We start from the raw sequence: 26494 nt of genomic DNA on the forward strand, positions 1-26494 counted from the left end.
GGTACTGAAACGTGTTCTATTACGGGACCACAAGGGCGTCAAGGAGGGTCATGGATCGTTCCTGGTCATCGCTGCCAAACCCACTCGCCAAGCCACCCCCCGTCGCCTCCACCCACCCCACATCACACCCCGCCGTACCTCCCCGACCCCAACCCACGACCAACTCCAATGTCGCCCTTCCCCGCTCCCCGCTCCCCGCTCCCCGCTCCCCGCTCCCCGCTCCCCGCTCCCCGCTCCCCGCTCCCCGCTCCCCGCTCCCCGCTCCCCGCTCCCCGCTCCCCGCTCCCCGCTCCCCGCTCCCCGCTCCCCGCTCCCCGCTCCCCGCTCCCCGCTCCCCGCTCCCCGCTCCCCGCTCCCCGCTCGCCGGGGCCCCAGAGGCCCGCTCCCTCGTCCAGGGGTCTCCGGGCTCTGGGCTGTTGCAAGCCGTTGCTCTTGGCGGTCCGCTCTCAGCTGCCCGTGTACGGCTCCCGCTTCCAGGCGGCCCGGCCCCTCCACCCTTGGTCGCGGCCTCTTGGCCCCGAGTGCCGGTGGTCCGCTTCCCGCTTTCCGCTTCCTGGCCTCTGCTCTCGGCTTCCGGCGGTCTGTTGCCGGCTTGCCACTTCCCGAAGTTCGGAGTTGCGGTCCTGGTTGTGGGGTTCCGGACTCTCGCAGCTTCCCGCTTCTCCCGGCTGCTTGTGTCCGGCTCTTCCCGGTGGCCCGGTGGCCCGGTGGCCCGGTGGCCCGGTGGCCCGGTGGCTTGGGGTGGTCGGCGCTGGGTCCCGACGGTCCGTTCGCCGCTTCCCGTTCGCTGCTCTCGATGGTCTGCTCTGGACTCCGCTTCTCGCAGCCTGTAGTCGAGGTCCTGATTCTGGGGCTTCCGAGCTCCAGGCTGCAGTCCCTGTTGCCCCCGCCTGCTTGTGTTCGGATTCTCGCTACCCCGTTTTACGCTCAAGGGGCAGCTGTGGGCTCCGGCTTCCTGCTGCCCGGTTTCCTGGTGCCCGCCTTCCGGCCGCCCGTGCCCCTTCCCTGTGTCCGCTCCTTGTTGCCTTCGGTGGGTTCGGTGCTGGTTGTGGGCTTCTGGGGGGTCGCTACCGGCCCAGGTGCTTCCTACGCCCGCCTTAGCTGTCGTCCGATGTATGTGAGGGGCAGGTTTCGAGGGTGTGAAGTCAATGATCGGGGCGGTTAAGTGGGTTCACAGGGGACGAGTCCTTCCAAAGGGTGTATGCCGAGGTCTCGGATCGGAGGTATCCGTCTTGGTGGCCTTGACATGCTCCACCCCGCCGCACCAGCATCAGGAGACAAGACATCCGATGTATATGAGAAGGAACTTGGTGTGAAGCTGCTGCGAGTGGGACCTGTCGGTCATGAGCGGCCGGTGGTCATGGACGACGACGGGAAACTGCGCGAGATCGGGGAGCCCGAGATCGACGGGGCTTTCTTCGTCTCTGGGGGAGTGGCCCGGGTTCGGGAGGCCCTTGAGCGTGGTGACCTGCCCGTGGTCGAGGAGGAAGGGCTCCGGGTCGGTGCGCCCGTCGCCCGGCCGGGGAAGATCGTCTGCATCGGGCTCAACTACAGCGACCACGCGGCCGAGTCGGGCGCGGCGGTGCCGGCGGAGCCGGTGGTGTTCATGAAGGCGAGCAACACCATGGTGGGCCCGTACGACGAGGTGCTCGTGCCCCGGGGCAGCGTGAAGAGCGACTGGGAGGTGGAGCTGGCCGTCGTCATCGGGCGGGAGGCGCGATATCTGCGCAGCCGCGAGGAGGCGCTCGATGTGATCGCCGGCTACGCGATCTCCAACGACGTCTCCGAGCGCGAGTTCCAGCTGGAGCGCGGTGGCCAGTGGGACAAGGGCAAGTCGTGCGAGACGTTCAACCCGCTCGGCCCCTGGCTGGTGACGGCCGACGAGGTGAGCGACCCGCAGCGGCTCGCCATGCGCCTGTGGGTGAACGGCGAGCTGCGGCAGGACGGCGACACCAAGAACATGATCTTCGACGTGGCGGAGGTCGTGCGGTATCTGAGCCAGTTCATGGTGCTGGAGCCGGGCGACGTGATCAACACCGGTACGCCGGCGGGCGTCGCCATGGGGATGCCGGGGCAGCCGTACCTGCGTGCCGGTGACGTGATGGAGCTGGAGATCGAGGGATTGGGCCGGCAGCGGCAGACGGTGGGGCAGGCATGACGGCGGGCGGGAGCTCGTACCGGATCGTGGCGATGGAGACGCACGACGTGCGGTTTCCGACTTCCCGCGAGCTGGACGGCTCCGACGCGATGAATCCCGATCCCGACTACTCGGCCGCCTATGTGGTGCTCAGGACCGACGACGGCTACGAGGGGCACGGGTTCGCGTTCACGATCGGGCGCGGCAACGACATCCAGACCACGGCGATCGGCGCGCTGGAGCCGTACGTGGTGGGCAAGGACGCCGAAGACCTCGGCACGCTCTACAAGGACATGGTCGGCGACTCGCAGCTGCGCTGGCTGGGGCCGGAGAAGGGCGTCATGCACATGGCGATCTCCGCCGTGGTCAACGCCCTGTGGGATCTCAAGGCGAAGCGGGAGGGCAAGCCGCTGTGGCGGTTGTTGTCCGAGATGTCGCCTGAGGAGATCGTCGAGCTCATCGATTTCCGTTACCTGAGCGACGCGCTGACCAGGGACGAGGCGCTGGAGATCCTCAAGAAGCAGGAGAAGGGCAAGGCGGAGCGGATACGACGGCTCGCCGAGACGGGATATCCCGCCTACACGACCTCCCCCGGCTGGCTCGGCTACGGCGACGAGAAGTTGCGGCGGCTCTGCAAGGAGGCGATCGACCAGGGGTTCGGCCAGATCAAGCTCAAGGTCGGCGCCGACCTCGACGACGACCGGCGGCGGTTCAGGGTGGCCCGCGAGGTGTGCGGCGACGACTTCCCGATCGCGATCGACGCCAACCAGCGCTGGGACGTCGGCTCGGCGATCGAGTGGGTCAACGCGCTGGGCGAGTTCAACCCGCACTGGGTCGAGGAGCCGACCAGCCCCGACGACGTGCTCGGCCACGCCGCCATCGCCAGGGGCATCGCGCCGATCAGGGTGGCGACCGGCGAGCACGTCCAGAACCGCATCGTCTTCAAGCAACTGCTGCAGGCCGAGGCCGTCTCCTTCGTGCAGATCGACTCCGCCCGCGTCGGCGGGGTCAACGAGAACCTGGCGATCCTGCTGCTGGCGGCCAAGTTCGGCGTGCCGGTCTGCCCGCACGCGGGCGGGGTCGGGCTGTGCGAGCTGGTGCAGCACCTGTCGATGTTCGACTACGTCGCGGTCACGGGCACCATGGACGGCCGCGTCATCGAATACGTCGACCACCTGCACGAGCACTTCGTGGACCCCGTGGTGATCCGGGACGGCCGTTACGTGGCGCCGTCCAGGCCGGGGTTCAGCGCGGAGATGCATCAGGAGTCGATCGCCGCCCACACCTTCCCCGGCGGCGAGGTCTGGAGGGACGAGGCGTGAGCCGTACCACGAGTGAGGGCCTGAAAGCGGTCGTGACCGGCGGCGGGTCCGGGATCGGGCTGGCCGCGGCCACCGCGCTGGCCGAGCGCGGGATGAAGGTCGCCTGCCTCGACCTCAACCCGCCCGGTGAGCCGTTCATCGGGATCAAGGCCGACGTCACCGACGACGCGGGCGTGCGGGCCGCGGTGGCCGAGGCGGCCGAACGGCTCGGCGGGATCGACGTGCTCGTCAACAACGCGGGCATCGGGGCCCAGGGCACGATCGAGGACAACCCCGACAGCGAGTGGCACAAGGTGTTCGACGTCAACGTGCTCGGCATGGTCCGCGTGGCGCGGGCCGCGCTGCCGTACCTGAGGAGGTCGGGGCACGCGTCGATCGTGAACACGTGCTCGATCGCGGCCACCGCCGGGCTGCCACAGCGCGCGCTCTACAGCGCCACCAAGGGCGCGGTGCTGTCGCTGACGCTCGCCATGGCCGCGGACCACATCAGAGAGGGCATCCGGGTCAACTGCGTCAACCCGGGCACCGCCGACACGCCGTGGGTGGCCAGGCTGCTCGACGCGGCCGGCGATCCGGAGGCGGAACGGGCCGCGCTCAACGCCAGGCAGCCGATGGGCCGCCTGGTCACCGCCGAGGAGGTCGCCTCGGCGATCGCCTACCTGGCCGGCCCCGAGGCCGGCGCCACCACCGGCACCACGCTCGCGGTCGACGGTGGCATGCAGGGGTTGCGACTGAGGCCGGCCAACTAGGCCAACGCCAACCAACAAGGAAGGTACCCCCCAAAATGAAGCTCGGTCGGGTGGTCGCGGGAGCGGCCCTCTTGGCGGTCGTGACCGCCTGTGGTGGAGGCACGACGACGGGAGCGGGAAGCGGCGGCGGGAAGGTCGGCATCGACCACCCCCGCGCCGACTCCGACTTCTGGAACTCCTACATCAAGTACGTCCCGCAGATGGCCGGCGAGCTCAAGGTGGAGCTGATGCCCGCCACGAACTCGCAGAACGACGTGGCCAAGCTGGTCAACAACGTCCAGGCGCTGATCGGGCAGGGCGCCAAGGTCATCGTCATGGCCCCGCAGGACACCGGCGCCATCGCCAACACCCTGCAGCAGCTGGAGAACAAGAAGATCCCCGTCGTGACCGTCGACACCCGGCCGGACAAGGGCAAGGTCTTCATGGTCGTACGCGCCGACAACCGCGCGTACGGCACGAAGGCGTGCGAGTTCCTCGGCGAGAAGCTCGGCGGCAAGGGCAAGGTCGTGCAGCTCCAGGGCGCGCTCAGCTCGATCAACGGCCGTGACAGGTCGGAGGCGTTCTCGGAGTGCATGAAGAGCAAGTTCCCCGGGATCACGGTGTTCAGTGAGCCGACCGATTGGGAGGGCAGCAAGGCGGCCTCCATGCTGCAGACCCGCCTGGAGCAAAACCCGGACATCAAGGGCATCTATATGCACGCCGGGGGTGTTCACCTGGCTCCCACGTTGCAGGTGCTCAAGCAGAAGGGCCTGCTGGTCCCGCCGAGCGACCCCAAGCACATCTTCGTGATCTCCAACGACGGGATCCCGCAGGAGTTCGAGTCGATCAGGAAGGGCGACATCGACGCCACGGTGTCGCAGCCGGCCGACCTGTACGCCAAATACGCCCTCTTCTACGCCAAGGCCGCGGCGGATGGCAAGACGTTCAAACCGGGCCCGACCGACCACGGCAGCACGATCATCCAGCTTCCCAACGGCCTGGAGGACCAGCTTCCCGCGCCGCTGGTGACCAAGGAGAACGTGGACGACCAGGCCCTCTGGGGCAACCAGGTCAAGTGATGAACGTTCACGTCGAAGCCCGGGACGTCGTCAAACGCTTCGGACCGACCACCGCGCTGGCCGGCGCGAGGATCGCGATCACGGAGGGTGAGACGCACGCGCTCGTCGGCAGGAACGGCGCGGGGAAGTCCACCCTCGTGTCGATCCTCACCGGGCTCCAGCGGCCGGACGAGGGCGAGGTGCTGTTCGCGGGACAGCCGGCGCCCGCCCTCGCCGACCGCGACGCCTGGCGCCGGCGGGTGGCCTGCGTGTATCAGAAGTCCACGATCATCCCGGCGCTGACCGTCGCCGAGAACCTGTTCCTCAACCGCCAGTCCGAAAGGAGCATGATCAACTGGCGGGCGCTGGCGGGCAGGGCGCGCGAGCTGCTCGACACGTACGAGGTGGACGTCGACGCGCAGGCGCTGGCCGGAGACCTGAGCGTCGAGCAGCGCCAGCTCGTCGAGATCGCCCGCGCGCTGTCGTTCGGGGCCAGGTTCATCATCCTCGACGAGCCGACCGCCCGGCTCGACGGCCCGGCCATCGAGCGGCTGTTCACCCGCATGCGGTCGCTGCGAGAGCAGGGCGTCACGATGATGTACATCTCCCACCACCTCGACGAGGTCTACGAGATCTGCCAGAGCGTCACCGTCTTCCGCGACGCCCGGCACGTCACGACCAGACCGGTCGCCGACCTGCCGCACGACGAGCTGGTCGCCGCGATGACAGGGGAGGCCACGGCGGTGTACGAGGCCCGCTCCCGCACCCCCTGCGAGAGCGTGGTGCTCTCGGGCGAGAACCTCGGCCTGGCCGGCCGCTACTCCGGCATCGACATCTCCGTACGGTCCGGCGAGGTCGTCGGCCTGGCCGGCTCCGCGAGCAGCGGCAAGGTCGGGCTGGCCGAGACGCTGGTCGGCCTGCGCAGGGCCGACACCGGCACCGTGACCGTCAACGGCACCAGGGTCACGCCCGGCGACGTGCCCGCCGCCATGAAGGCGGGGCTCGGGTTCGTCCCCGAGGACCGCCATCACGAAGGGTTCGTCCCACTGCTGTCGGTCGGGGAGAACACCACCTTCCCGATCGCCCGCAAGCTGGGCCGTTACGGACTGATCAGTCCCTCCAGGCGGCGGGCCACGGCGGAGCGGATGATCGACTCCCTCGACATCAAGACCGAGGGCCCCGACCAGCCCGTCGCCGACCTGTCGGGGGGAAACGCGCAGAAGGTCGTGTTCGCCCGCGCGCTCGTGGACGACCCGACCGTCCTCGTCGTGATCAACCCGACCGCCGGCGTCGACGTCAAGGCCAAGCAGGCCCTGCTCGGCGCCGTCGAGGACGCGGTCGAGCGGGGAGCGGGGGCCGTCCTGGTCTCCGACGAGCTCGACGACCTGCGGATCTGCGACAGGGTGCTGGTGATGTTCCACGGCAGGGTCGTCAAGGACGTGCCACGTGGCTGGACCGACCACGAGCTCGTGGCCGTGATGGAAGGCATGGAAGAGTGACCACTTTGACTGCACCGGCCCCCCGGGTGCGGCTGGCCAGGTTCCGCGACCTGACCCTCGTACCGGTGATCGTGATCCTGCTGGTCGTGGGCGCCGTCCTGGACCCGACGTTCCTGACGGCGGGCAACCTGACGAACGTGCTCCAGCAGCAGGCGGCGATCTCGCTGCTCGTGCTGGCCGAGGCGATGATCCTGATCGCCGGAAAGTTCGACCTCTCGCTCGAGTCCACGGTGGGCACCGCGCCGGCCATCGCGGTGATGCTGTGCGTACCCGTGGCGGCGGGCGGGTTCGGCATCGGCCTGCCCGGCGCGCTGGTGATCCCGCTGGCGCTGCTCATCGGAGCGGCGATCGGGGCCTTCAACGGGTTTTTGATCATCAGGTTCCAGCTGTCGGCGTTCATCGTCACGCTGGCCATGCTGATCATCGTGCACGGCTTCCTCCAGGGGCCGAGCGAGGGCAAGACCCTCTTCCAGCTGCCCGACTCGATCCTCTACCTGGGCAGCGCCCTGTGGCTCGGCCTGCCGGCGGCCATCTGGATCGCCGGCGCGCTGTTCGCGGCGGGCATCTTCGGGCTCGGCTACCTCCGGCTCGGCCGCTCCCTCTACGCGATCGGCGGCAACATGGACGCCGCCCGCGCGGCCGGCATCCGCGTGGACCGGGTGCTGTACGGCGTGTTCATCCTGGGCGGCACGCTCGCCGCCCTGGCCGGCATCCTGGAGACCGGACGACTCGGGGCGATCGGCAACAACCAGGGCGTCGGCTGGATCTTCATGGTGTTCGCCGCGGCCGTCATCGGCGGCGTCAGCATGGACGGCGGCAAGGGCACGATCCTCGGCGCGCTCACCGGCGTCCTGGTGATCGGCCTCGTCCAGAACATCCTCACCCTCATCGGCGTCTCGGGCTTCTGGCAGCCGGTCATCTACGGCGCGATCATCCTGATCGCCCTGATGATCAGCCGGATCGCGGGAGGAAAGGCACAAGATTGATGGAACGCGGGATCGACCTGCCCCGCCACGGCTTCGGCGGCGCTCCGATCGGCAACCTCTACGACGCGGTCGCCGGCGAGACGGCCCGCGCCACGATCGACGCGGCGTGGGAGAACGGGGTACGCCTGTACGACACCGCGCCCCACTACGGCCTGGGCCTGTCGGAGCGGCGGATGGGGGCGGCGCTGGCCGGCCGCTCCGGTTACCTCCTGTCCACCAAGGTCGGCCGCCTCCTCCGCCCCAAGACGTCCGGCGGCGGCCACGGGGAGCCTGCGGCTCAGCAGCCTGCTGGGGCGCGGGCTGCTGGGGTTCCGGATGGCGGGCGGGACGAACAGGGCTTCGACGTTCCGGCTGAGGTGGAGCGGGTGTGGGACTTCAGCCCGGACGGCGTGCGTACGTCGCTGGAGGAGTCCCTGACCCGCCTCGGCCTCCCGGCCGTGGACATCGCCTTCATCCACGACCCCGACGACCACGTGGACCAGGCCATCGCGCAGGCGTACCCGGCGCTGGCCGAGCTGCGGGCGGAGGGGCGGATCCGGGCCGTCGGCGTCGGGATGAACCAGTGGCAGGTGCCGCTGCGCTTCGTCCAGGAGACCGACGTCGACGTCGTCATGCTCGCGGGCCGCTACACCCTGCTCGACCAGTCGGGGCTGCCGCTGCTGGAGGAGTGCGTACGGCGCGGCGTCAAGGTGCTCGCGGCCGGGGTGTTCAACAGCGGCATCCTGGCCACCCACGAGCCGTCCGGAACCTACGACTACGCACCGGCGCCGGCGGAGCTGCTGGAGAAGGCGAAGCGCATCGCCCGCATCTGCGACCGCCACGGAGTAACCCTGCCCCAGGCGGCCATGGCCTTCCCGCTACGGCACCCGGCGGTGAGCACGATCGTCGTGGGGGCGCGAGCACCGGAGGAGGTCGTACGGAACGCCGGCTTGTGGTCGCGCCCGGTGCCGGAGGAGCTGTGGGAGGACCTACGAGCGGCCGGCTTCCTGACCACCGACAATTGACGGAGGAACCACCGGTGGGTCTTGGCCGGCCCGCACGCGGGCGCTGATCGGTATGGCCACGTCGGGTCCGCGGATTCAGGCGGCTCCCCAAAGGGCGCTGACCGGCATGGCCCGCATCCGGTCGCCGAACGGGAGGGTCTGCGTACCGGTGTAGAGGACCACGCCCGCGACGAAGTCGTCGCCGAGCCTGCCGGCCAGATGCCTCAGGCCTTTGAAGTCATCGGCCCGGACGGTCGACGCGGCCTTGACCTCGATGCCGACAACCCGTCCTGGCCGGCTCTCCAGTACAGCGTCCACCTCGACTCCGTCCTTCGTCCGGTAGTGATACAGCTCGACCAGCTCATCCGACCACGTGAGCTGCCGGGCCAGCTCCATGAGCACGAACCCTTCGAGCAGCGGCCCGAAGGCGCCGCCAGGACGGATCAGCCCCCGGGCATCGGCGCCCAGCGCGTTCGCCGCCACGCCGGAGTCCACGAACACCACCTTCGGGGTGCCGACGGCCCGGCTGCTGAGATTCCTGGACCACGCCGGGATCCGCTTGATCAGGAACACCTCTTCCAGCAGAACGAGATAGCGGCTGAGGGTGCTCATAGGTAGGCCGAGCTCTTTGCTCAATGCGGCGGTGACCAGCATCTGGCCCGAGCGGGCCGCCAGTAGACGGATGAGCGCCCGCATCTGGGGGCCGCGTTCGATCTCGGTGAGCTGCTGCACGTCACGGGTGACCAAGTCACCGACATAGGAGTCGAAGAACCGTCCCCGGCGCCGGGAACTGGAGCGGGCGACCGCTGCGGGAAAGCCGCCGCGAACCAGCCTGTCGGCGTATTCGGCCCGGGTGACCTCGGAGGCGTGCTTGAGTCCGGCGCCCTCCGAGAAGATGGCGTCGATGAAGCGGTCGGCCGTGCCGTCGATCTCGCCCTGCGCGAAAGGCCAGAGTTCGATGGTCTCCATCCGGCCCGGCAGGGTATCGGGAAGGTCTCTGAGCCCCAGCAGCCGGGATGAGCCGGTGAGCAGGTAGCGGCCCGGTCTCGGGTCCTGATCCACCTGCGACTTGATGGCGAGCAACAGCTCCGGGGCCCGTTGGATCTCGTCGATCACCATGAGGCCGGGAGAATCCACGAAACCATCCGGATCAGCCAGGGCTGCCTGTCGCGTCACCGCGGCGTCGAGGTCACGCCACTCCGCCGCACGCCCCTTCGCCAACTGGCGGACGAGGGTGCTCTTGCCGCATTGGCGGGCACCGTTGATCAGAACGACCCTGGTGTCTTCCAGCGCTTCCGTGGTCGCGCGCTCGGCATGCCGGGGGAAGAAATCGCCCGATGATGTGCTGGCCATCTTCCCAGCATGACACGGAAGTGTGGTCGATTGGTCGCCACCCCTATGGGTGATTGGACGCAGCGCTGTGGTGCATTGGTCGCCGACCCTTTGGTCAAATGGTCGCTGGGTCCGTGGGTATTCGGTCGCCAGCTGCGTAAGTCAGTGGACGCCTGTAGTCGATGGGGGAGGGCGGTCAGGGTGGGAGGAGGAGCCAGGACTTCGAGGGGCCCGGCTCGTACGGTGAGTCGAGGCGTTTGGCGACCACCCCCGGCAGCCCCTGCTCCCGCGCCGCCTGCCGTACCGGGTCCGCCTCCCCGGGCCAGGACGGTGCGGTCTGCCAGTGGGCGCCTGTCAGGTTGAGCGCCTCCAGGGCTGCCCGCCGTTCCGTGTACGGGCGTGCCGTCAGGGAGTGGCCGTCGTCGTACAGGAGGTCGTAGAAGACGAGCAGTTCCGCGCCGCCCAGCCTGGCGAGCTCCCCGTCCAGCACCGCCGTGCGGCTGCCGAACGACTCGGCCAGCCCGCGCAGCCACGGGTGTTCCCTGGCGGCGTCCGTGCGGCCCCCGTCGATGGGCACCAGGAGGCGGCGTCCGCCCCAGGCGAACTCGAAGGCGTAGTCCGGGGCGTCCTTCGGGATCTTGGTGCGGCGCGTCGGCAGCATGGGCTCCAGGGGCGGGAACGGGTCGCGGACGGGGGAGTCCATGCGGTGGATCATCCAGTTCTTGCCCCGCGTCTGGAACAGCACGAACCGGCCCGAAGCCCGCCGGCCGCGCAGGACGAACTTGACCTCGCGCTCCGACCACTTCTCCACGTCGTACGTGCCGGTGTCCCAGACGGTCATGGTGCCGCCGCCGTACTCGCCCTGCGGGATCTCGCCGTGGAAGGTGAGGTACTCCATCGGGTGGTCCTCGGTGTGCACGGCCAGGTGGTTGATGGCGGGGTCGGCGGGCAGGCCCTTGGGGACGGCCCACGAGACCAGCACGCCGTCGCGCTCCAGGCGCAGGTCCCAGTGCAGGGATCGGGCGTGGTGCTCCTGGATGACGAAGGCGTTGCCGTCGGGGGTGGGGGAGGGGGTGTCGGGGACGGGCTCGGGAGTGCGGTCTGGGTCGCGTTTGCTCCGGTATCGCTCCAGTTTGTCGGCCACAGAACCGGTACTACCCGCTGTCATCGCCGCCGATCGGGGTTCCAGCGGGGTCCAGTACGGGTTCCGTGCGGGTCTGGCACGATGGCGGGTTCCGTGCGGGTGGAGCAGGATGACGGGGCCCGTACGGGATCCAGGCGTTGTCGTCCCGCTCGTTCGGCGCCTACACCAGCAGCGGTGGGGGATTCCTCCGATGTGTGGTTCAAGGTTGGGGTCTAGGGCGCGCTCTCCAGCCCGTGGGCTGCTCGATCGTGGTCAAGGCTTCGGTGTCTGGCACGCGCTCGGCCTCGGGTGAGTGCTGCGGATCAGTGTCCCGATGAATATCGACCAGCCGTAGCCTGCTGCCCGGGTGAGCTGCGCAGCCGTCGGGATGTTGGTAGTCGGGAGCCGTCGGGTTTGCTTGGGGGTGCCGCTCATCGGGGTAAAGGTCGGGGCCGGGGCGGGGTCGGGGCTGGGACCGGGTGGGCCGGGTCTGGGTGGGCTGGGGCCGGGTGGGGCCGCGTTGGGGTCGGGATGGTGGCACTGCGGGGTGGCGGGTGGTGATGGGCTGAAGGTCGGTCGCCCACTTTCCCGCGGTGGGTCAAGGTCCCTCGGTGTCGCGGTGGGTCGCGGCCGATGGAGTTGATGCAAGCCTCGACGAGCCGGACGGGGTTCTGTGCTGATCGCCGGACGGCTGGCGATGGCGTTCCCGACGATCACGGAGGGAGCGCGCACCGCCTCCTGGCCGGTCGTCGGACGCGCTCGTGCGGCGTCCCCTCCGGTCGTCGGACGAGCCCCGTGCGGAGGGGTCAGTCGAGTTCGAGGGCTCGGCGTAGCCAAGACTCGACGCCGGCCACGTGGACGGTCGCCCAGGAGCGGGCCACGTCGGCCTGGCGGGCGGCGATGGCCTCGTAGATGGCGGTGTGCTGCTCCCGCGTCTTCTCCATCGCGCCCCCCTGCGTGAGCCCCCGCCAGATCCGCGCCCGGGTGGTCGGGCCCGAGAGGCTCTCGATGAACGAGCAGAGCACGCTGTTGCCCGAGCCCTGCGCGATCCGCAGGTGGAACTGCAGGTCGTTGGCCACCAGCTCCTCGATCGTGGGCCGGTCGGGCAGGGATTCGAGGATCACGCGCAGCTCCTCGATGTCGGTCTCGGTCATCTGCTCCGTCGCCATCGCCGTGGCGGCCGGTTCGAGGATGCGCCTGACCTCGAAGAACTGCAGCACCGTGTCGTCGCGGTGCAGGTCGAGCACGAACGACATCGTGTCGAGCAGCAGCCGGGGCTCCAGGCTGGTGACGTAGGTGCCGTCGCCCTGGCGTACGTCCAGGACGTTGATGAGCGACAGCGCGCGCACCGCCTCGCGCAGCGAGTTGCGGGACAGGCCCAGCCGCTCGGCGAGGTCGGCCTCCTTCGGCAGCCGGTCGCCGGGGGCCAGCTCCCCCGAGACGATCATCTCTTTGATCTTGTCGATGGCCGCGTCAGTGACCGCCACGCTCTTCTCCCTAGACATCGGATGTCTAGGAGTCTAGAGCGTGGAAGCGGACAGGTTCGACACCGGTGACGCGCGAAATCAGGCCCCGGGCCTCCAGCGTGCGCAAGTGGGCCGCGGCCTCGCCGGCCGCCATGCCTTTCAGCACCGGGGCCAGGTCCTCCCACGGCCTGTTCCACGTCATCATCGAGGCGACCTCCCAGATGGTCAGCGGTTGCGGCCGCTGAGCCAGGAGGGCGCGCAGCCGTTCGAGTTTCTCCTCGTGATGGTGTCGGATCTGGACGGCTCGTGCGGCCACATCGGGAAATATCCATTCATGGGCGGGGAGGGCGTCGAGTGGGCCGAGATCGCCCACGCGGTCGAGCGAGTCCAGGAAGTCGCCCAGCGGATCGATGTCGTCCCTGTCATATGGATAAATCCCGACGTGGGGTGTGATGTCGGGTAGGACGTGGTCGCCGGTGAACAGGCGGTCGGCGTCTTCGAGATGCAGGCAGATGTGGCCCGGCGTGTGGCCGGGGGTGTGCAGGGCGCGCAGCTTGCGGCCCGGCAGGTCGACCAGGTCGCCGTCATGCAGCACGCGGTCGGGCTGGGCCGGCGGGATCGGACGCTCGCCCACGGCCTGCGCGGCCTCGGCGGGGTCGGCTCCGGCGCGCCTCAGCATGTCGGCCTGCATGTCGGCCTGGGCGCCGGCCTCGTACTCGTTGATCATCCGTACGAGCGCGGCGTCGGCCTCGTGCATGGCGATCCACGCGCCGGACACCTCCCTGACCTGTCCGGCCAGCCCCGCGTGGTCGGGGTGGAAATGGGTGACAACCACCCCACGCACCGCGCTCACGTCCAGCCCCAGCGCCGCGAGCCCGCCGCTGAGCGCCTCCCAGGCGTCGGGGTGGTTCCAGCCCGCGTCGATCAGTACGGGGCCCTTGGGCGACTCGACGGCGTAGACGAGGGTGTAGCCGAGCGGGTTGCCGGGAATCGGCACCGGCACGCTCCAGACCCCGCCGCCGACATCCTGCGGCCGCTGCTCGGCGTACGGCCTGCGCCTGGTCTTCATTTGTCCCCCGATGTCGGTATGTGCTCCGGCGAGTATGCGCGTCACCGGCCGTGATGGTGAACTGGGTGGGTGATTTCGACGATTGTCGACCAGTCGCCGGTCCACTGTCGATCGTGAAAGGGGCCGGGTGGGTGTGATCGGTCAGGCCGAAGCAGGTGGGTGGCCGGGTGTGATCGGTTGGGCAAGGCGTGCGGTTGGCCAGGCGTGGTCGGTCGTGAAAAGGCCGGGGAGGTGGTTGGCCAGGGGTGATCGATGGGCCGAGGGCATGGGGTCGGGTGGATATGGGGCGGGGTGGGCGGGTGGTCAGGCGATTCGTTCCAGGATGGTTGCCGTGGCGAGTGCTCCGCCCGCGCACATCGTGACCAGTGCCGTCGCCGAGTCCGAGCGTTCCAGTTCGTGCAGAGCCGTGGTGATCAGGCGGGCGCCGGTGGCGCCCACCGGGTGGCCGAGGGCGATGGCGCCGCCGTTGACGTTGACGCGGTCGAGGTCGGGTTCGTGTACGGCGGCCCAGGACAGGACGACCGCGGCGAACGCCTCGTTCACCTCGAACAGGTCGAGGTCGCCCATCGTCATGCCGGCCGACGCCAGCACCTTGGCCGTGGCGTCGACGGGCCCGTCCAGGTGGTAATACGGCTCGGCCCCGACCAGCGCCTGCGCCAGGATCCGGGCGCGGGGGCGCAGGCCGTGCCGCCGTGCGGCCTGCTCGCTCATGACCAGCACGGCCGACGCGCCGTCGGAGATCTGCGAGGAGGTGCCGGCCGTGTGCAGGCCGTCCTCGATCACCGGCTTCAGCTTGGCCAGGCCCTCGGCGGTGGTCTCGCGCAGGCCCTGGTCCCTGCGTACGTCGCCGATCGGGACGATCTCCCGCTCGAACCGCCCGTCGGCCCACGCCTTGGCGGCCAGTCGCTGGGAACGCGCGCCGAACCAGTCGAGCCGCTCCCGGGTGAGCCCCCTCCGTTTGGCGATGCGTTCGGCGGCGGTGAACTGGTCGGGCAGGTCGATGGCCCAGTCGTCGGGCCTGGGGCGCGCGGGCCGCACGTTGCTGCCCAGCGGCGCCCGGCTCATGACCTCGACGCCGCACCCGACGCCCACCTCGATCACGCCCGCGCGGATCAGCGCCGCCGCCAGGTGCACGGCCTGCTGCGAGGAGCCGCACTGGGCGTCGACGGTGGTGACACCGGTCTGGTACGGCAGCCCCGCGTACAGCCACGCGTGCCGGCCGACATGGCCGCCCTGCTCGCCTGCCTGGGTGACGCAGCCGGTGAAGACCTGGTCCACGATCGCGGGCTCGATGCCCGAGCGCTCGACGAGCCCGTTCAGCGTGCCGGCCAGAACCTGTTGCGGTTTGAGCTCGGAGAGCCAGCCGGCCCGCTTGCCGATCGGGGAACGTACGGCCTCGACGATCACAGGGGTGCTCATAGCCGCCTCCAGAACGATGCTCTGGCGCGACTGTAACGCGTTCTACTTTGTTTCGGAACCCTCCCACTTGGCCGGCATCCCGAACGTCTCGAACAGCGACTCCTCGAAGAACATGCCGACATGGCCGACCCGGTCGCCGCTGAACGTCACCACCATGATCGCGAACTGGCCGTAGACGCCGTCGGCGCGGTGGTAGACGGCGAAGGCCGGCTGGCCGTTGGCGGCGATCGGCACCAGCTTGAGATCGCCGGGCCCCTGGGCGGGACAGTGGATCCTGGTGAGCTCGGCGATCGCCTCCGGCCCCTGATACCACCCGACGAACGGCGGCATCTCCCAGATCGCGTCCTCGGTGAACAGGTGGACGAGCCCGTCGACGTCATAGTTTTCGAACGCCGCGACATAGCGTTCCAGATGGGCCTGCTGCTCGGTCGTGAGCGGCTCCACCGGGTCGTCCAGGTGGGGCGAGACCTCGTTGAGCTGGGCGCGGGCCCGCTGGAGGATGCTGTTGACGGCCGCGGTCGAGATGCCGACCGCCTCGGCCACCTCGGCGGCCTTCCACCTGAGCACGTCGCGCAGGACCAGCACCGCCCGCTGCCGCGGCGGCAGGTGCTGCAAGGCCGCGATCAGGGCCAGCCTGACGCTCTCGCGCGAGGTCACGACGGCGGCCGGGTCGTCGGCGCCGACGCCCGTCATGGCGTCGGGCGCGGGCTCCAGCCACGGCACCTCGCCGTCCTGCGCCAGCGGAGCGCTCGCCTCGGTGCTCGGCGCGCCCAGGCCCGTCGGCAGCGGGCGCCGGGAGCGGTTGTCGAGCGCGGTCAGGCACGTGGTGGTGGCGATGCGATAGAGCCACGTACGCAGCGAGGAACGCCCCTCGAACCCGTCGTACGCCCGCCACGCGCGCAGATAGGTCTCCTGCACCTGGTCCTCGGCGTCGTGCACCGAACCCATCATGCGGTAGCAGTGGGCCAGCAGCTCGCGCCGCATCGGATCAGCCAGCCGGAGGAAATCCTCGTTCGTCGGCTTGTCGGTCATACATCTCTGTATAGACGGTGCCACTGACAGAACGGCTTCATTTCGTCCACGCCCGGGAAATCGGCGTGTGGTCTTTCCGTTTCGGCCGACCGCACGATGCCGGCGCGCCGGGTGGTCAGATGTCGGCGAGGAGGCGGGCGGCCGCGGTTTCGATGCGGCGCTGGATCTGGTCGTACGTGCGCCGCCCCCGCAACATCTCCAGCAGCTCCTGCACCCACACGCTCGCCAGCGACCCCGCGAGGTCGGTCTGCTCCTCGCTGGCCTCCTCCAGCGACAGCCCGTCGGCCGAGACGCGCAGCAGCAGCCCGGTCATGCGGTCGCCGAACGGGGTCTGCACCTCGGCCATGATCAGCGACCGGATGAGCGCGTCGGCCAGCTCGGGCTCGCGCATCAGCCCCCGGGTGGCCCGCATGAGCACGTCGACCGCCCGGCTCGACGGCGTGGCCGCCCCGGGCGGGCGGCGTTCGATGCTGCTCTCCAGCAGGTCGATCTCCTCGCCCACGACGGCGACGACGAGGTCCATCTTGGAGGGAAAGTATCGATAGAGCGTGCCAAGCGCCACGCCCGCGCGTTCGGCGACCGTGCGCATCTGCATCGCCTCGACGCCGCCCCTCGACGCCAGCGCCGCGGCGGCCTGCACGATGCGCTTGCGGCGTTGGTGCTGGCTGCGCGTACGGACGCTGTGCCCGCCCGGTGCTGGGTGGCTCTCCATGGTCCCCTCGGTGTCGCTGGCGGGAGGCGGCACGGGCACGTGCGTGGTACGCATGAGAACACGTTATCTGATTTCTTGATAACGCGGCTTGTTACTCGCGGGTCACAAACGAGCCCTATCGCCCCATGTCTACGGCGTTACACGGATATATCCCCACCTATCGACACGTGCTCGTGCTGGACAGCTTTTAGAATCTGTTCTAGTTTGCGGGGTGGCTTACCAAGCGCTTGCTGGAGGAGCGATGACCGCGGACACGCTCGCCTCCCTGCTGCTCGCGCGGGCCGGGGACGACAGGCCCGGGCTCGTGTTCGAAGAGCGGGTGTGGTCGTGGCGCGAGCACGTTGCCGCCTGCCGGGCGGCCGGAGCCCGGCTGTCCGGGCACGGGGCCGGCACGCACGTGGGGGTGCTCGGCGAGAACGTTCCCGGCATGGTGGTCCTCATCGGCGGCGCGGCGCTGGCCGGGCACGTGGTGGTCGCGCTCAACCCCACCCGGTCGGCCGCCGAGCTGGCCCGCGACGCCCGCGCGACGGACGTGACCCTGCTGCTCGCGGACGACCCCTACCGGGACGTGGCACAGCGGCTGTCGCGAGAGCTGGGCGTCCCCGAACTGCCCCTGACCCTGCTGACCGACCCCGAGCCGGACGCCCAAGGCTCGGGAACGACCGCACCGGACGCCGGGCCCTCAGAGGGCGCCGTCCCGGACGCCGAAGCCGCGGGTCGGTTGAGCGAGGCGCCGGAGGCGGGGGCTCTGGTGATGCTGATCTTCACCTCCGGGACCTCGGGGCAGCCCCGCGCCGTCCGCATCACCCAGCGCAAGCTCGCCGTCCCCGGAGTCAGCCTGGCGGCGATGCTCACGCCCCAGGACGTCGTCTACTGCTCGATGCCGCTGTTCCACTCCGGAGCCCTCATGGCCGCCTACGCCCCGGCGGTCGCCTCGGGGGCGGCGCTCGTGCTGCGGCGGCGCTTCTCGGCCTCGGGACTGCTGCCCGACCTGCGGCGGTACGGCGGCACGTACCTCCACTACGTCGGCAAGGCGCTCTCCTACGTGCTGGCGACCAGGGAACGCCCCGATGACGCCGACAACCCGCTCAAGATCGCCTTCGGGAACGAGGGCAGCGCGGTGGCGATCAGGAGGTTCGGGGAGCGGTTCGGCTGCCTGGTCATCGACGCCTTCGGCTCCACGGAGACCGCCATCTCGCTCACCCCCGACCCGTCGGGACCGCCGGGCTGCCTCGGCCGCCTGCCCGACGGCGTACGGATCCTCGACCCCTTCACCGGCCGGCCCTGCCCGCCGGGCCGGATCGAGGACGGCCGGCTGCTCAACCCGGAGGAGGCCGTCGGCGAGCTGGTCAACACGGCGGGGCTCGGGCTGTTCGACGGCTACTACAACGACCCGGCGGCGGACGCGGAGCGGATCAGGGACGGCGCGTTCTGGTCCGGCGACCTGGCCTATTCGGACGCGGACGGCTACGTGTTCTTCGCCGGCCGGGGCACCGAGCGGCTGCGCGTGGACGGCGAGAACCTGGCCGTGGCCCCCATCGAGGCCGCGCTGCGGGAGTTCGCCGGGGTGGTGGAGGCGGCGGTGTACCCGGTGCCCGACGCGGCGGCCGGTGACCAGGTCATGGCGGCGCTCGTGCTGGAGGAGAGCTTCGACGCCGGCGCCTTCGCTGCCTTCCTGGCCGCCCGCCGCGACCTAGGGGCCAAGTCGATGCCTCGATACGTCCGCGTCTGCGGGGAGTTGCCGCAGACGGCTTCGCACAAGGTCGTCAAGCGCCGTCTCGCCCGCGAGGGGTGGCGCACGGAGGACCCGGTCTGGTGGCGCGGCTCCGGAGGCTTCAGGCCGCTCGCCGACGCGGACGTGAAGGCGATCGAGGAGGAGTTCGTACGGCACGGCAGGCAACACCTCTTGGAGACGTAGTGGATTTCAACCTGGACGAAACCCAGCAGGATCTGAAGAAGCTGGCCACCGAGGTCCTCGCCAGGGAAGGGGACGAGGAACGGCTGTGGCAGGCCGGGCTGATGGGCGTGTGCGTGCCGGAGGAGGCGGGCGGCGCGGGGCTCGGGCCGGTGGAGATGGGCGTGGTGCTGCGCGAGGTGGGGGCGCGGGCGGCCGCCGTTCCCGCGCTGGCGACGCTGGCGGGCACGCTGACCCTGGCCCGCCACGGCAGCGCCGACCAGCAACGACGCTGCGCCGGTCGGATCACGCTCGCCCTGCGCGAACCCGGCCGCGCCCTGTCCGACCCGCTCCCGCAAGGCCCGCCTCCGCAAGGCTCGTCCCCCCAAGGTCCGTCCCCCCAAGGTCCGTCCCCGCAAGGTGCGTCCGCGCCAGGCGCGTCCCCGTCAGGACCGTCTCAGACCACCGCGAGTCCCGACGGTGACGGGTGGCGGTTGAGCGGGCGGAAGGTGTCGGTGCCGTATCCGGGGGAGGCGGTGCTGGTCTCCGCCGATCAGGGGCTCTTCCTGCTGGACTCCCCGCCCACACGGCCCGAGTTCACCTCCACGGGCGAGCCCGCGGGCACGATCGTGCTGGACGGCACCCCCGCCGAGCGCGTGGCGGGGCCCGAGGCGGTGCGGGACGCCCGGCTGATCCTCACCGGCGCGGTGGCGGCCCAGGCGAGCGGCGTGCTGGCCGGGGCACTGGAGCTGACCACGTCCTACATCAAGACCCGCAAGCAGTTCGGGCGGGCGCTGGCCGAGTTCCAGGCCGTCACGATGCAGATCGCCGACGTCTACATCGCCGGCCGGGCCCTGGACGTGGCCATGTGGTCGGGGCTGTGGCGGCTGGGGGAGGGGCTGCCGGCCGAGGAGGACCTGGCGCTGGCCGCGTACCACGTGAGCGAGGCCGTCACGGCCCTGCACACCTGCCAGCACCTGCACGGCGGGCTCGGGCTGGACGTGACCTACCCGCTGCACCGCTACTTCGCCCAGGCCAAGCACCTGTCCCACCTGCTCGGCGGCGCCGACGCCCAGCTCGACCTGATCGGAGCGCTCGTCTGATGCTCATCGACCTGACCCCCGAGCAGCGAGCGCTCCGCGACGAGCTGCGCGAGTACTTCAGACACTGCCTCACCGCCGACGACCGGGCGAAGATCGCCGAGGATCCGTTCGGCGAGGCGTACATGGAGCACTGCCGCCGCCTCGGCCGGGACGGCAAGCTGGGCCTGGGCTGGCCCAAGGAGTACGGCGGAGGCGGCCACGGCCCCCTGGAGCAGCAGATCTTCGCCAACGAGATAGCCCGCGCCGCGGTGCCGTACCCCATCATCACGGTGCAGACGGTCGGCCCCACGATCATGCAGTACGGGACGCCCGAGCAGAAGGAGTTCTTCCTGCCGCGCATCCTGGCCGGCGAGTGCCACTTCGCGATCGGCTACAGCGAGCCGGAGGCCGGCACCGACCTGGCCTCGCTGCGGACGACGGCGGTGCTGGACGGCGACCACTACGTCGTCAACGGCCAGAAGATCTTCACCAGCGGCGCCCACTACGCCCAGTACATCTGGCTCGCCGCCCGCACCGATCCGGCCGTCAAGAAGCACAAGGGCATCACCATGATGATCGTCTCCACGGACGATCCCGGCTACTCGTGGACCCCGATCGTGACCATGGACGGCCGCCACCACACCAACGCGACCTACTACTCCGACGTCCGGGTCCCGGTGGACATGGTGGTCGGGGAGGTGAACAAGGGCTGGGACCTGATCGTCAACCAGCTGAACCACGAACGCGTGACGCTCGGCCCGGCCGGCAACCTGGCCCAGACCTACGACCGCTTCCGCGCCTGGGCCCGCCGCACGGGGCTGGACGCCGAGCCGGACGTACGCAGGGCGCTGGCCGGGGTGTGGGCGGCCTTCCGTACGAACGAGCTGCTCAACTGGCAGGTGGCGGCCAACATGGACCTGGGCTGGCTGGGCGCGCCCGACGCGTCGGCCACCAAGATCTACGGCTCCGAGCGCATGCAGGAGGCCGGCCGGATCGTCGGGGACATCCTGGCCAGGTACGCCGACCCGTCCGACCCGGAGACCGCCGAGCTGCTCGACCGAGTGGACCACGGTGTGAAGGGTGCGGTGGTGCTGACGTTCGGCGGCGGCGTGAACGAGGTGCAGCGGGAGCTGATCGCCATGCTCGGCCTGAACCTCCCGAGGCCGCCCCGATGACGGGCCCGGCGACCGGCTCAGCGACCGGCTCAGCGACCAGCCCTGTGACCGGCCAGACGACCGGCCAGACGACCGGCCAGACGACCGGTCCGATGACGGACGAGGAGCTGCACGAGCTGGCGGGCAAGCAGGTGGCGCTGGGCGAGATGCGCGGCGCGCCCGCCCCGGACCCGGTGAACGTCCCCATGATCAGGCACTGGCTGACCGCCATGGGCGACACGAACCCGGCCTACCTCGACCAGGGCCTCGCCCCGCCCGCGATGGCCCAGGTGTGGACCATGCAGGCCGCCGGGCAGAACCGCTCGCCGGTGGACGACCTGCTGGCCGCGCTCAACGGCAGCGGCTACACGGGCGTGGTGGCGACGAACTGCGAGCAGACCTACCACCGCTACGCCCGCGTCGGGGAGCTGCTGACCCCGGCCACCCGCCTCACCGGCCTGGCCGGCCCGAAGCGCACCGCGCTCGGCGTCGGCTTCTTCGCCACCTGGAACGTCACCTGGTACGGCGACGGCGACGAACCGGTGGCCGAGATGATGTTCCGCGTACTCAAGTTCCGCCCCAGAGCACCCGAGCCGGAAAGGCTGCCCCCCTATCCGCTCCAGCCCGTCGTCAACCAGGACACGGCGTTCTTCTGGGAGGGTGCAAAGCAGGAGGAACTGCGCATCCAGTGCTGCGCCGACTGCGGCGAGCTGCGCCACCCGCCCGGCCCGATGTGCCCGCGCTGCCGCTCGGCCAACCGCTCGCACACGGTCGCGAGCGGCGCGGGAACCCTCTACAGCTACGTCGTGCACCACCATCCGCCCGTGCCGGGACGCGCGACGCCGTTCGTGGTGGGCGTGGTGGAGCTGCCGGAGGGCGTACGGATCGTGGGCAACGTCGTGGACTGCCCCATCGCGGAAGTGGAGATCGGGATGCGGCTGAAAGTGACGTACCGTGCGATGGACGACCGGCTCGTCCTGCCCGTGTGGGCGCCGGAGGAATCATGATCGGCGCCGCGCTGCCCGAGCTGTCGATCGAGCTCACGCCCACCGTGGTCATCTCCACCGCCCTGGCCACCAGGGACTTCACGCCCGTGCACCACGACACGGCGCTCGCCCGCGCCCAGGGCTCGAAGGACATCTTCCTCAACATCCTGACCACCATGGGGCTGGTCGAGCGTTACGTCACCGACTGGGCGGGCCCCCGGGCCGTCATCAGGAGCATCGACGTCAAGCTCGGCGTCCCCGCGTACGCGGGTGACCGGCTCACCTTCACCGGGACGGTCGTGGCGGGCGCGGACGACCGGCTCACGGTCGAGGTGCGCGGCAGGGTGAGCCTCGGCGACCACGCCACCGCGACCGTCACCTTCACCCCCGAGGAGTCGTAGTGCGGGCAAGCACCGCCATCGCGGGCATCGGCGCCACCGAGTTCAGCAAGGAGTCAGGACGGACGGAGCTGCGGCTCGCCGCGGAGGCCGTGCTCGCCGCGCTCGACGACGCGGGCCTGTCGCCCGGCGACGTGGACGGCCTGGTCACCTACACCCAGGACGCCAACCAGGAGATCGCCGTGGCCAGGGAGACGGGGATCGGCGACCTGACCTTCTTCTCCCGGGTCGAGTACGGCGGCGGCGCGGCCTGCGGCACCGTCGCGCACGCGGCCATGGCCGTGGCCACCGGCATGGCGGAGACGGTGGTCTGCTACCGGGCCTTCAACGAGCGCTCGGGCCGCCGCTTCGGCCAGCCGAACGCCGGGCTGACCGGCCAGCCGACCTCGCAGGGGCTGGAGATGAGCTGGCACGTGCCGTACGGGCTGATGACCCCGGCCGCCTGGGTGGCCATGTTCGCCCGCCGCTACATGCACGTCCACGACGCCACCTCCGAGGACTTCGGCCGGGTCGCCGTGGCCATGCGCAGGCACGCCGCCACCAATCCCGCGGCCTGGTTCCACGGGCGGCCCATCACGCTGGCCGAGCACCAGGAGTCGCGCTGGATCGCGGAGCCGCTGCACCTGCTCGACTGCTGCCAGGAGAGCGACGGGGCGGTGGCGCTGGTCGTGACCTCGACCGAACGCGCCCGCGACCTGCGCAGGTCTCCGGCCGTGATCACGGCCGCGGCGCAGGGGGCGGGCGCGGGGCAGATGATGATGACCAGCTACTACCGCGATGACATGAGCGGATTGCCGGAGATGTCGGTGGTCGGCCGCCGCCTATGGGAGACGTCGGGGCTGTCGCCCGCCGACATCCGCACCGCCATCCTGTACGACCACTTCACCCCGTTCGTGCTGACCCAGCTGGAGGAGCTCGGCTTCTGCGGGCGCGGCGAGGCGCCGGGCTTCGTCCGGGACGGCGGCATCGAGCTGGACGGCCGCCTGCCGGTCAACCCGCACGGAGGGCAGCTCGGGGAGGCGTACATCCACGGCATGAACGGCATCGCCGAGGCCGTGCGCCAGATCAGAGGAACCGCCGCCAACCAGCTGCAGAACGTCACGAACGTCCTCGTGACGGCCGGGACCGGCGTCCCGACGAGCGGCCTGATCCTGTCGTCCGACTGAGCACCGGGAGCGCGGGAGATCCCGGGTGCGCCGATGTCACATCGGCCCGGTTTCACGGGTCACAGTGATGAGACCCACCCCGAGGAATGTGACAGATGCACGACAACGAATCCCTGACCGCCGTCTTCGAGGCGCATCGCGGCCGGTTGCGGGCCGTCGCGTACCGGATGCTCGGCTCGGTGAGCGAGGCCGACGACGCCGTCCAGGAGGCGTGGCTCAGGCTCAACCGGGCCGACACCGGCGACGTCGTGAACCTGGGCGGCTGGCTCACCACGGTCGTGGCCCGCGTCTGCCTCAACATGCTGCGCTCCCGCGAGACCCGCCGCGAGGAGCCGCTGGAGGAGCGCCTGCCCGATCCCGTGGTGAGCCGGGCCGACGGCACGGACCCCGAGCAGGAGGCGCTGCTGGCCGACTCGGTGGGGTTCGCGCTGCTCGTCGTGCTGCAGCGGCTGGAGCCGACCGAGCGGCTGGCGTTCGTGCTGCACGACATGTTCGCGGTGCCCTTCGACGAGATCGCCGCCGTCATCGGCCGCACCTCCGCCGCCACCCGGCAGCTGGCCAGCCGGGCCCGCCGCCGCGTGCGCGGGGCCGCCGGCGAGCGGCCGGACCCGGACCTGTCGCGGCAGCGGGCGGCGGTGGAGGCGTTCCTGGCGGCGGCGCGGGACGGCGACTTCGAGGCGCTCGTGGCGGTGCTGCATCCCGACGTGGAGCTGCGCGTCGACTCCGGGCCGGTCATGCCGTGGAACGAGCTGCGCGGCGCGATCACCGTGGCCGAGCAGGCGGTCATGTTCCGCAAGATGTACGACTACGCGTTCCCCGTGCTGGTGAACGGCGCCGCGGGCGTGCTGCTGGCCAGGAACGGGAGGGCGTTCACCGTCGGAGCGCTGACGGTCGTGGACGGCCGGATCCGCTCCGTCGACATCCTGGCCGACCCGGCCCGGGTGGCCCATCTCGACGTGGCCGCCCTGACGTGACCCTTAGCCGGGCCCCCGGCCCCCGCGAGGGGGTCAGGGGCCGGTGAAGATCGGCATGGAGAAGAAGACGATCATCGCGATGGCGACGCAGAGCAGGAAGCCGACGGCCTCCCAGATCCAGTCGTAGTGGTGATCCTTCTTGCGGCGGACCATCTTCGGCGGGCGGCCGTTGTCGGGCCGCCGCTTGGGGACGGGACGGGCCCGCACCGGGCGCGGCGCCAGCACCGACTCGGGCCGCATGGGGGTGTCGCGCCGCGGCTCGTCGCGCCGGCCGGGCAGCCGGTAGACGGGCTCCTCCGCGGGCTTGGCACCGGGCTTGCCACCGGGCTGTGCGGCAGGCCGGGTGGCCGGCTTCGCGACGGGCTTGGCGACGGGCCTGAAAGCGGGCGCGCCGGCGGATCGGGCCGCGGCCCCGTCGGCGGGTGCGGCGGCGGATCTGGTGGCGGGCTTGGCGGCGGGTCCACGGAGGAACCCCTGAGCGGGCCCGTCGTCGAGCACGTCGGCGGGCCAACCGGCGCGCCCGGCGGAAGGCCGGACGTCGGGTCCGGCGGCGGGTCCGGCGAAAGACCGGGCGTCGGGTCCGGTGGCGGGTCCGGCGAAAGGCCGGCGGGCGGGCTCGGCGGTAGCGCCGGTGGCGGGCTTCGCGCGTGGCTGGAACAGCGGCGCCGCCTCGTCGGGCGGTGAGGTCCGCTGGAACAGCGGCGTCGGCGGCTGCCGGAACTCCTCCGGCTGGGGCGCGACCCGCTCGGGCCCCCGGTGCACGAGGACGTCGCCGGTCATGTACGGATCGGGCGCGTCCTTCGGCAGGATCACGTCCCCGGTCACGAACGGATCGGCCGCCGACGCCTCCGGCGGCGCCATGAAGAACGGCCGCTCCGGCTCAGCGGCCCCCGGGCCGGGCGCCGACGGCCGGTTTCCGGACAGCGCGTCGCCGAACATGCCGGGCGAGTCCAGCACGTCCCTGAAGGGCCGGGTGGAGCCCAGCGGGTCGCGCAGCGTCATGTCGCTGGGCGGTGTGCGCCGGCCGAGCTTGGGCATCGGGGTCGTGGTCTCCTCCAGCGGGGAGACCTGCGCCGAGCCGGGAGGCGTCAGCAGTTCCTGCGGGAAGATCACCGTGCTGGTCGCCGGGTCCGCCTCGGCCAGCGGCTGCGGCCAGACGGGCGGGCTGGGCCAGCGGGGCTTGACGAACATGGGGCCCGGCGCCGCCGTACGGGAGCCGGCGAAGTGGATGCGCACCGCGCCGGGCGGCTGCGGCCAGGGGAGCCGGCCGAGCACGTCGTTCAGCGGCGCGACCTTGAGCGCGCCGAAGACGTCGGCCACCGGCTTGGGCAGGCGGGCCCCGGCGGAGGCGAGCGCCGCTCCGAGCGCCCGCCTGAACCGGTGTCCCGCGCCCACGGCCAGCTCTTCCGCGGTGTCGGGGGCCACGTTCAGCACCCAGGCCAGCTCGGACTTGCTCAGCCCGCACACGGCGCACAGGACGAGCACCTCGCGGTGGTGGGGGCGCAGCTCGCGCAGGGAGCGCTCGACGAGCGCGGTGGCCGGGTCGATGAGCGGATCGACGGCGGGCGGGGAGTAGGTGATGTCGCGCCGGTGGATCTCGCGGCGGGCGAAGGCGTAGATGGCGGCGCGGGGAGGCACGGTGGCCGGGACGCTGGTGAGTACGGTGACCAGGACGTCGGATGCAGAGCCGAGGTCGCCGAGCTGGTCCGCGCAGTACGCGAACAGCCCGGCGGCATAGAGGTCGTAGAGCTCTGCGATCAACTCGGCGCGCTGGCGCTGATCGGTGAGCGGCTGAGACACGGGGTCGGTCCTCTTGCAGTGTGCGGACTCTGGGGGGTGAGGGGTCGCGTCAGCGTCTTGTGGACTGATGCGTCAGGAATGGTCAGGGTAATCATGCCAACCCTCGTGGTCCGGCGCACTACCAGATCCGGATTTAGTGTGAATATCCCAGGTCATTGGCAGCCCCATGTGAAG

Annotated in this window: 22 protein-coding genes; 14 read left to right on the forward strand and 8 right to left on the reverse strand. The window is 70.8% G+C overall.

The window, feature by feature from the left end:
- Positions 1 to 1312: 1312 nt before the first annotated feature.
- Genes OIE67_RS00485 through OIE67_RS00515 form a run of 7 tightly spaced genes read left to right on the forward strand, consistent with a single transcriptional unit; the run spans position 1313 to position 8734 of the window.
- Positions 1313 to 2158: a fumarylacetoacetate hydrolase family protein gene (locus OIE67_RS00485; protein ID WP_106253589.1), complete on the forward strand. Its 846-nt coding sequence runs from the start codon at positions 1313 to 1315 to the stop codon at positions 2156 to 2158.
- The gene (locus tag OIE67_RS00490; protein ID WP_326635549.1) at positions 2155 to 3459 is read left to right on the forward strand and encodes an L-fuconate dehydratase; all 1305 of its coding nucleotides are present in this window, start codon (positions 2155 to 2157) and stop codon (positions 3457 to 3459) included. The genes OIE67_RS00485 and OIE67_RS00490 overlap by 4 nt, the downstream gene beginning before the upstream one ends.
- On the forward strand, positions 3456 to 4208 hold the full coding sequence (locus OIE67_RS00495) for an SDR family NAD(P)-dependent oxidoreductase (RefSeq protein ID WP_326635550.1): 753 nt from the start codon (positions 3456 to 3458) through the stop codon (positions 4206 to 4208). The genes OIE67_RS00490 and OIE67_RS00495 overlap by 4 nt, the downstream gene beginning before the upstream one ends.
- 35 nt (positions 4209 to 4243) lie before the next feature.
- The gene (locus OIE67_RS00500) at positions 4244 to 5266 is read left to right on the forward strand and encodes a sugar ABC transporter substrate-binding protein (protein ID WP_106253594.1); all 1023 of its coding nucleotides are present in this window, start codon (positions 4244 to 4246) and stop codon (positions 5264 to 5266) included.
- The gene (locus tag OIE67_RS00505; protein WP_326635552.1) at positions 5266 to 6744 is read left to right on the forward strand and encodes a sugar ABC transporter ATP-binding protein; all 1479 of its coding nucleotides are present in this window, start codon (positions 5266 to 5268) and stop codon (positions 6742 to 6744) included. The genes OIE67_RS00500 and OIE67_RS00505 overlap by 1 nt, the downstream gene beginning before the upstream one ends.
- Positions 6741 to 7730, forward strand: coding sequence for an ABC transporter permease (locus OIE67_RS00510; protein ID WP_326635554.1), 990 nt, complete (start codon positions 6741 to 6743; stop codon positions 7728 to 7730). Before OIE67_RS00505 ends, OIE67_RS00510 begins: the two co-directional genes overlap by 4 nt.
- A complete protein-coding gene (locus OIE67_RS00515; RefSeq protein ID WP_326635556.1) occupies positions 7730 to 8734 on the forward strand; it encodes an aldo/keto reductase in 1005 nt (334 codons plus the stop codon). The genes OIE67_RS00510 and OIE67_RS00515 overlap by 1 nt, the downstream gene beginning before the upstream one ends.
- 75 nt (positions 8735 to 8809) lie before the next feature.
- Here the strand turns inward: OIE67_RS00515 and OIE67_RS00520 are convergent, their stop codons facing one another.
- The 7 genes from OIE67_RS00520 to OIE67_RS00550 form a co-directional block, all read right to left on the reverse strand.
- A complete protein-coding gene (locus OIE67_RS00520; protein ID WP_326635558.1) occupies positions 8810 to 10066 on the reverse strand; it encodes an ATP-binding protein in 1257 nt (418 codons plus the stop codon).
- 175 nt (positions 10067 to 10241) lie between these two features.
- Positions 10242 to 11189 carry a DNA polymerase ligase N-terminal domain-containing protein gene (locus OIE67_RS00525; RefSeq protein WP_326635560.1) on the reverse strand — a complete coding sequence of 316 codons (948 nt, stop codon included), beginning with the start codon at positions 11187 to 11189 and terminating at the stop codon, positions 10242 to 10244.
- 785 nt (positions 11190 to 11974) lie between these two features.
- Positions 11975 to 12655 (reverse strand): FadR/GntR family transcriptional regulator, encoded by a 681-nt coding sequence (locus OIE67_RS00530; RefSeq protein ID WP_326635562.1) that lies wholly within the window; start codon positions 12653 to 12655, stop codon positions 11975 to 11977.
- A 25-nt stretch (positions 12656 to 12680) separates the two neighbouring features.
- On the reverse strand, positions 12681 to 13703 hold the full coding sequence (locus OIE67_RS00535) for an MBL fold metallo-hydrolase (RefSeq protein ID WP_326645163.1): 1023 nt from the start codon (positions 13701 to 13703) through the stop codon (positions 12681 to 12683).
- Positions 13704 to 14006: 303 nt separating this feature from the next.
- Positions 14007 to 15122, reverse strand: coding sequence for a steroid 3-ketoacyl-CoA thiolase (locus OIE67_RS00540; RefSeq protein ID WP_326635564.1), 1116 nt, complete (start codon positions 15120 to 15122; stop codon positions 14007 to 14009).
- Positions 15123 to 15164: 42 nt separating this feature from the next.
- Positions 15165 to 16154, reverse strand: a complete 990-nt coding sequence (locus OIE67_RS00545; protein ID WP_326635565.1) for a sigma-70 family RNA polymerase sigma factor — start codon at positions 16152 to 16154, stop codon at positions 15165 to 15167.
- 115 nt (positions 16155 to 16269) lie between these two features.
- On the reverse strand, positions 16270 to 16866 hold the full coding sequence (locus tag OIE67_RS00550) for a TetR family transcriptional regulator (RefSeq protein ID WP_106249514.1): 597 nt from the start codon (positions 16864 to 16866) through the stop codon (positions 16270 to 16272).
- A 241-nt stretch (positions 16867 to 17107) separates the two neighbouring features.
- Here OIE67_RS00550 and OIE67_RS00555 point away from each other — a divergent pair, with 241 nt between their 5' ends.
- From OIE67_RS00555 to OIE67_RS00585, 7 genes are all read left to right on the forward strand, one after another.
- Positions 17108 to 18784, forward strand: coding sequence for an AMP-binding protein (locus tag OIE67_RS00555; RefSeq protein ID WP_326635567.1), 1677 nt, complete (start codon positions 17108 to 17110; stop codon positions 18782 to 18784).
- Positions 18784 to 19863, forward strand: coding sequence for an acyl-CoA dehydrogenase family protein (locus OIE67_RS55730; protein ID WP_326635569.1), 1080 nt, complete (start codon positions 18784 to 18786; stop codon positions 19861 to 19863). The genes OIE67_RS00555 and OIE67_RS55730 overlap by 1 nt, the downstream gene beginning before the upstream one ends.
- Positions 19863 to 21017 (forward strand): acyl-CoA dehydrogenase family protein, encoded by a 1155-nt coding sequence (locus tag OIE67_RS00565; RefSeq protein WP_326635571.1) that lies wholly within the window; start codon positions 19863 to 19865, stop codon positions 21015 to 21017. Before OIE67_RS55730 ends, OIE67_RS00565 begins: the two co-directional genes overlap by 1 nt.
- A 44-nt stretch (positions 21018 to 21061) precedes the next feature.
- Positions 21062 to 22003 carry a bifunctional MaoC family dehydratase N-terminal/OB-fold nucleic acid binding domain-containing protein gene (locus OIE67_RS00570; protein WP_326635573.1) on the forward strand — a complete coding sequence of 314 codons (942 nt, stop codon included), beginning with the start codon at positions 21062 to 21064 and terminating at the stop codon, positions 22001 to 22003.
- The gene (locus OIE67_RS00575) at positions 22000 to 22383 is read left to right on the forward strand and encodes a MaoC family dehydratase (protein ID WP_326635575.1); all 384 of its coding nucleotides are present in this window, start codon (positions 22000 to 22002) and stop codon (positions 22381 to 22383) included. The genes OIE67_RS00570 and OIE67_RS00575 overlap by 4 nt, the downstream gene beginning before the upstream one ends.
- Positions 22383 to 23546, forward strand: a complete 1164-nt coding sequence (locus tag OIE67_RS00580) for a lipid-transfer protein (RefSeq protein WP_106249464.1) — start codon at positions 22383 to 22385, stop codon at positions 23544 to 23546. The genes OIE67_RS00575 and OIE67_RS00580 overlap by 1 nt, the downstream gene beginning before the upstream one ends.
- Before the next feature lie 95 nt (positions 23547 to 23641).
- Positions 23642 to 24520 carry a sigma-70 family RNA polymerase sigma factor gene (locus tag OIE67_RS00585; protein ID WP_326635581.1) on the forward strand — a complete coding sequence of 293 codons (879 nt, stop codon included), beginning with the start codon at positions 23642 to 23644 and terminating at the stop codon, positions 24518 to 24520.
- A 33-nt stretch (positions 24521 to 24553) separates the two neighbouring features.
- Here OIE67_RS00585 and OIE67_RS00590 read toward each other — a convergent pair whose 3' ends face one another.
- Complete coding sequence (locus OIE67_RS00590) at positions 24554 to 26320, reverse strand: RNA polymerase sigma factor (protein WP_326635582.1); 1767 nt, start codon at positions 26318 to 26320, stop codon at positions 24554 to 24556.
- Between the last annotated feature and the right edge of the window lie 174 nt (positions 26321 to 26494).

This window comes from Nonomuraea fuscirosea (genome assembly GCF_035917475.1).
GTDB lineage: Bacteria > Actinomycetota > Actinomycetes > Streptosporangiales > Streptosporangiaceae > Nonomuraea > Nonomuraea fuscirosea.

Excerpts from the sequence above, each read along its gene's own strand:
- OIE67_RS00490 (WP_326635549.1), top strand. The coding sequence starts at position 2,155 with ATGACGGCGGGCGGGAGCTCGTACCGGATCGTGGCGATGGAGACGCAC.
- OIE67_RS00500 (WP_106253594.1), top strand. The coding sequence starts at position 4,244 with ATGAAGCTCGGTCGGGTGGTCGCGGGAGCGGCCCTCTTGGCGGTCGTG.
- OIE67_RS00505 (WP_326635552.1), top strand. The coding sequence starts at position 5,266 with ATGAACGTTCACGTCGAAGCCCGGGACGTCGTCAAACGCTTCGGACCG.
- OIE67_RS00515 (WP_326635556.1), top strand. The coding sequence starts at position 7,730 with ATGGAACGCGGGATCGACCTGCCCCGCCACGGCTTCGGCGGCGCTCCG.
- OIE67_RS00520 (WP_326635558.1), bottom strand. The coding sequence starts at position 10,066 with ATGGCCAGCACATCATCGGGCGATTTCTTCCCCCGGCATGCCGAGCGC.
- OIE67_RS00535 (WP_326645163.1), bottom strand. The coding sequence starts at position 13,703 with ATGAAGACCAGGCGCAGGCCGTACGCCGAGCAGCGGCCGCAGGATGTC.
- OIE67_RS00540 (WP_326635564.1), bottom strand. The coding sequence starts at position 15,122 with ATGAGCACCCCTGTGATCGTCGAGGCCGTACGTTCCCCGATCGGCAAG.
- OIE67_RS00545 (WP_326635565.1), bottom strand. The coding sequence starts at position 16,154 with ATGACCGACAAGCCGACGAACGAGGATTTCCTCCGGCTGGCTGATCCG.
- OIE67_RS00550 (WP_106249514.1), bottom strand. The coding sequence starts at position 16,866 with ATGGAGAGCCACCCAGCACCGGGCGGGCACAGCGTCCGTACGCGCAGC.
- OIE67_RS00555 (WP_326635567.1), top strand. The coding sequence starts at position 17,108 with ATGACCGCGGACACGCTCGCCTCCCTGCTGCTCGCGCGGGCCGGGGAC.
- OIE67_RS00565 (WP_326635571.1), top strand. The coding sequence starts at position 19,863 with ATGCTCATCGACCTGACCCCCGAGCAGCGAGCGCTCCGCGACGAGCTG.
- OIE67_RS00575 (WP_326635575.1), top strand. The coding sequence starts at position 22,000 with ATGATCGGCGCCGCGCTGCCCGAGCTGTCGATCGAGCTCACGCCCACC.
- OIE67_RS00585 (WP_326635581.1), top strand. The coding sequence starts at position 23,642 with ATGCACGACAACGAATCCCTGACCGCCGTCTTCGAGGCGCATCGCGGC.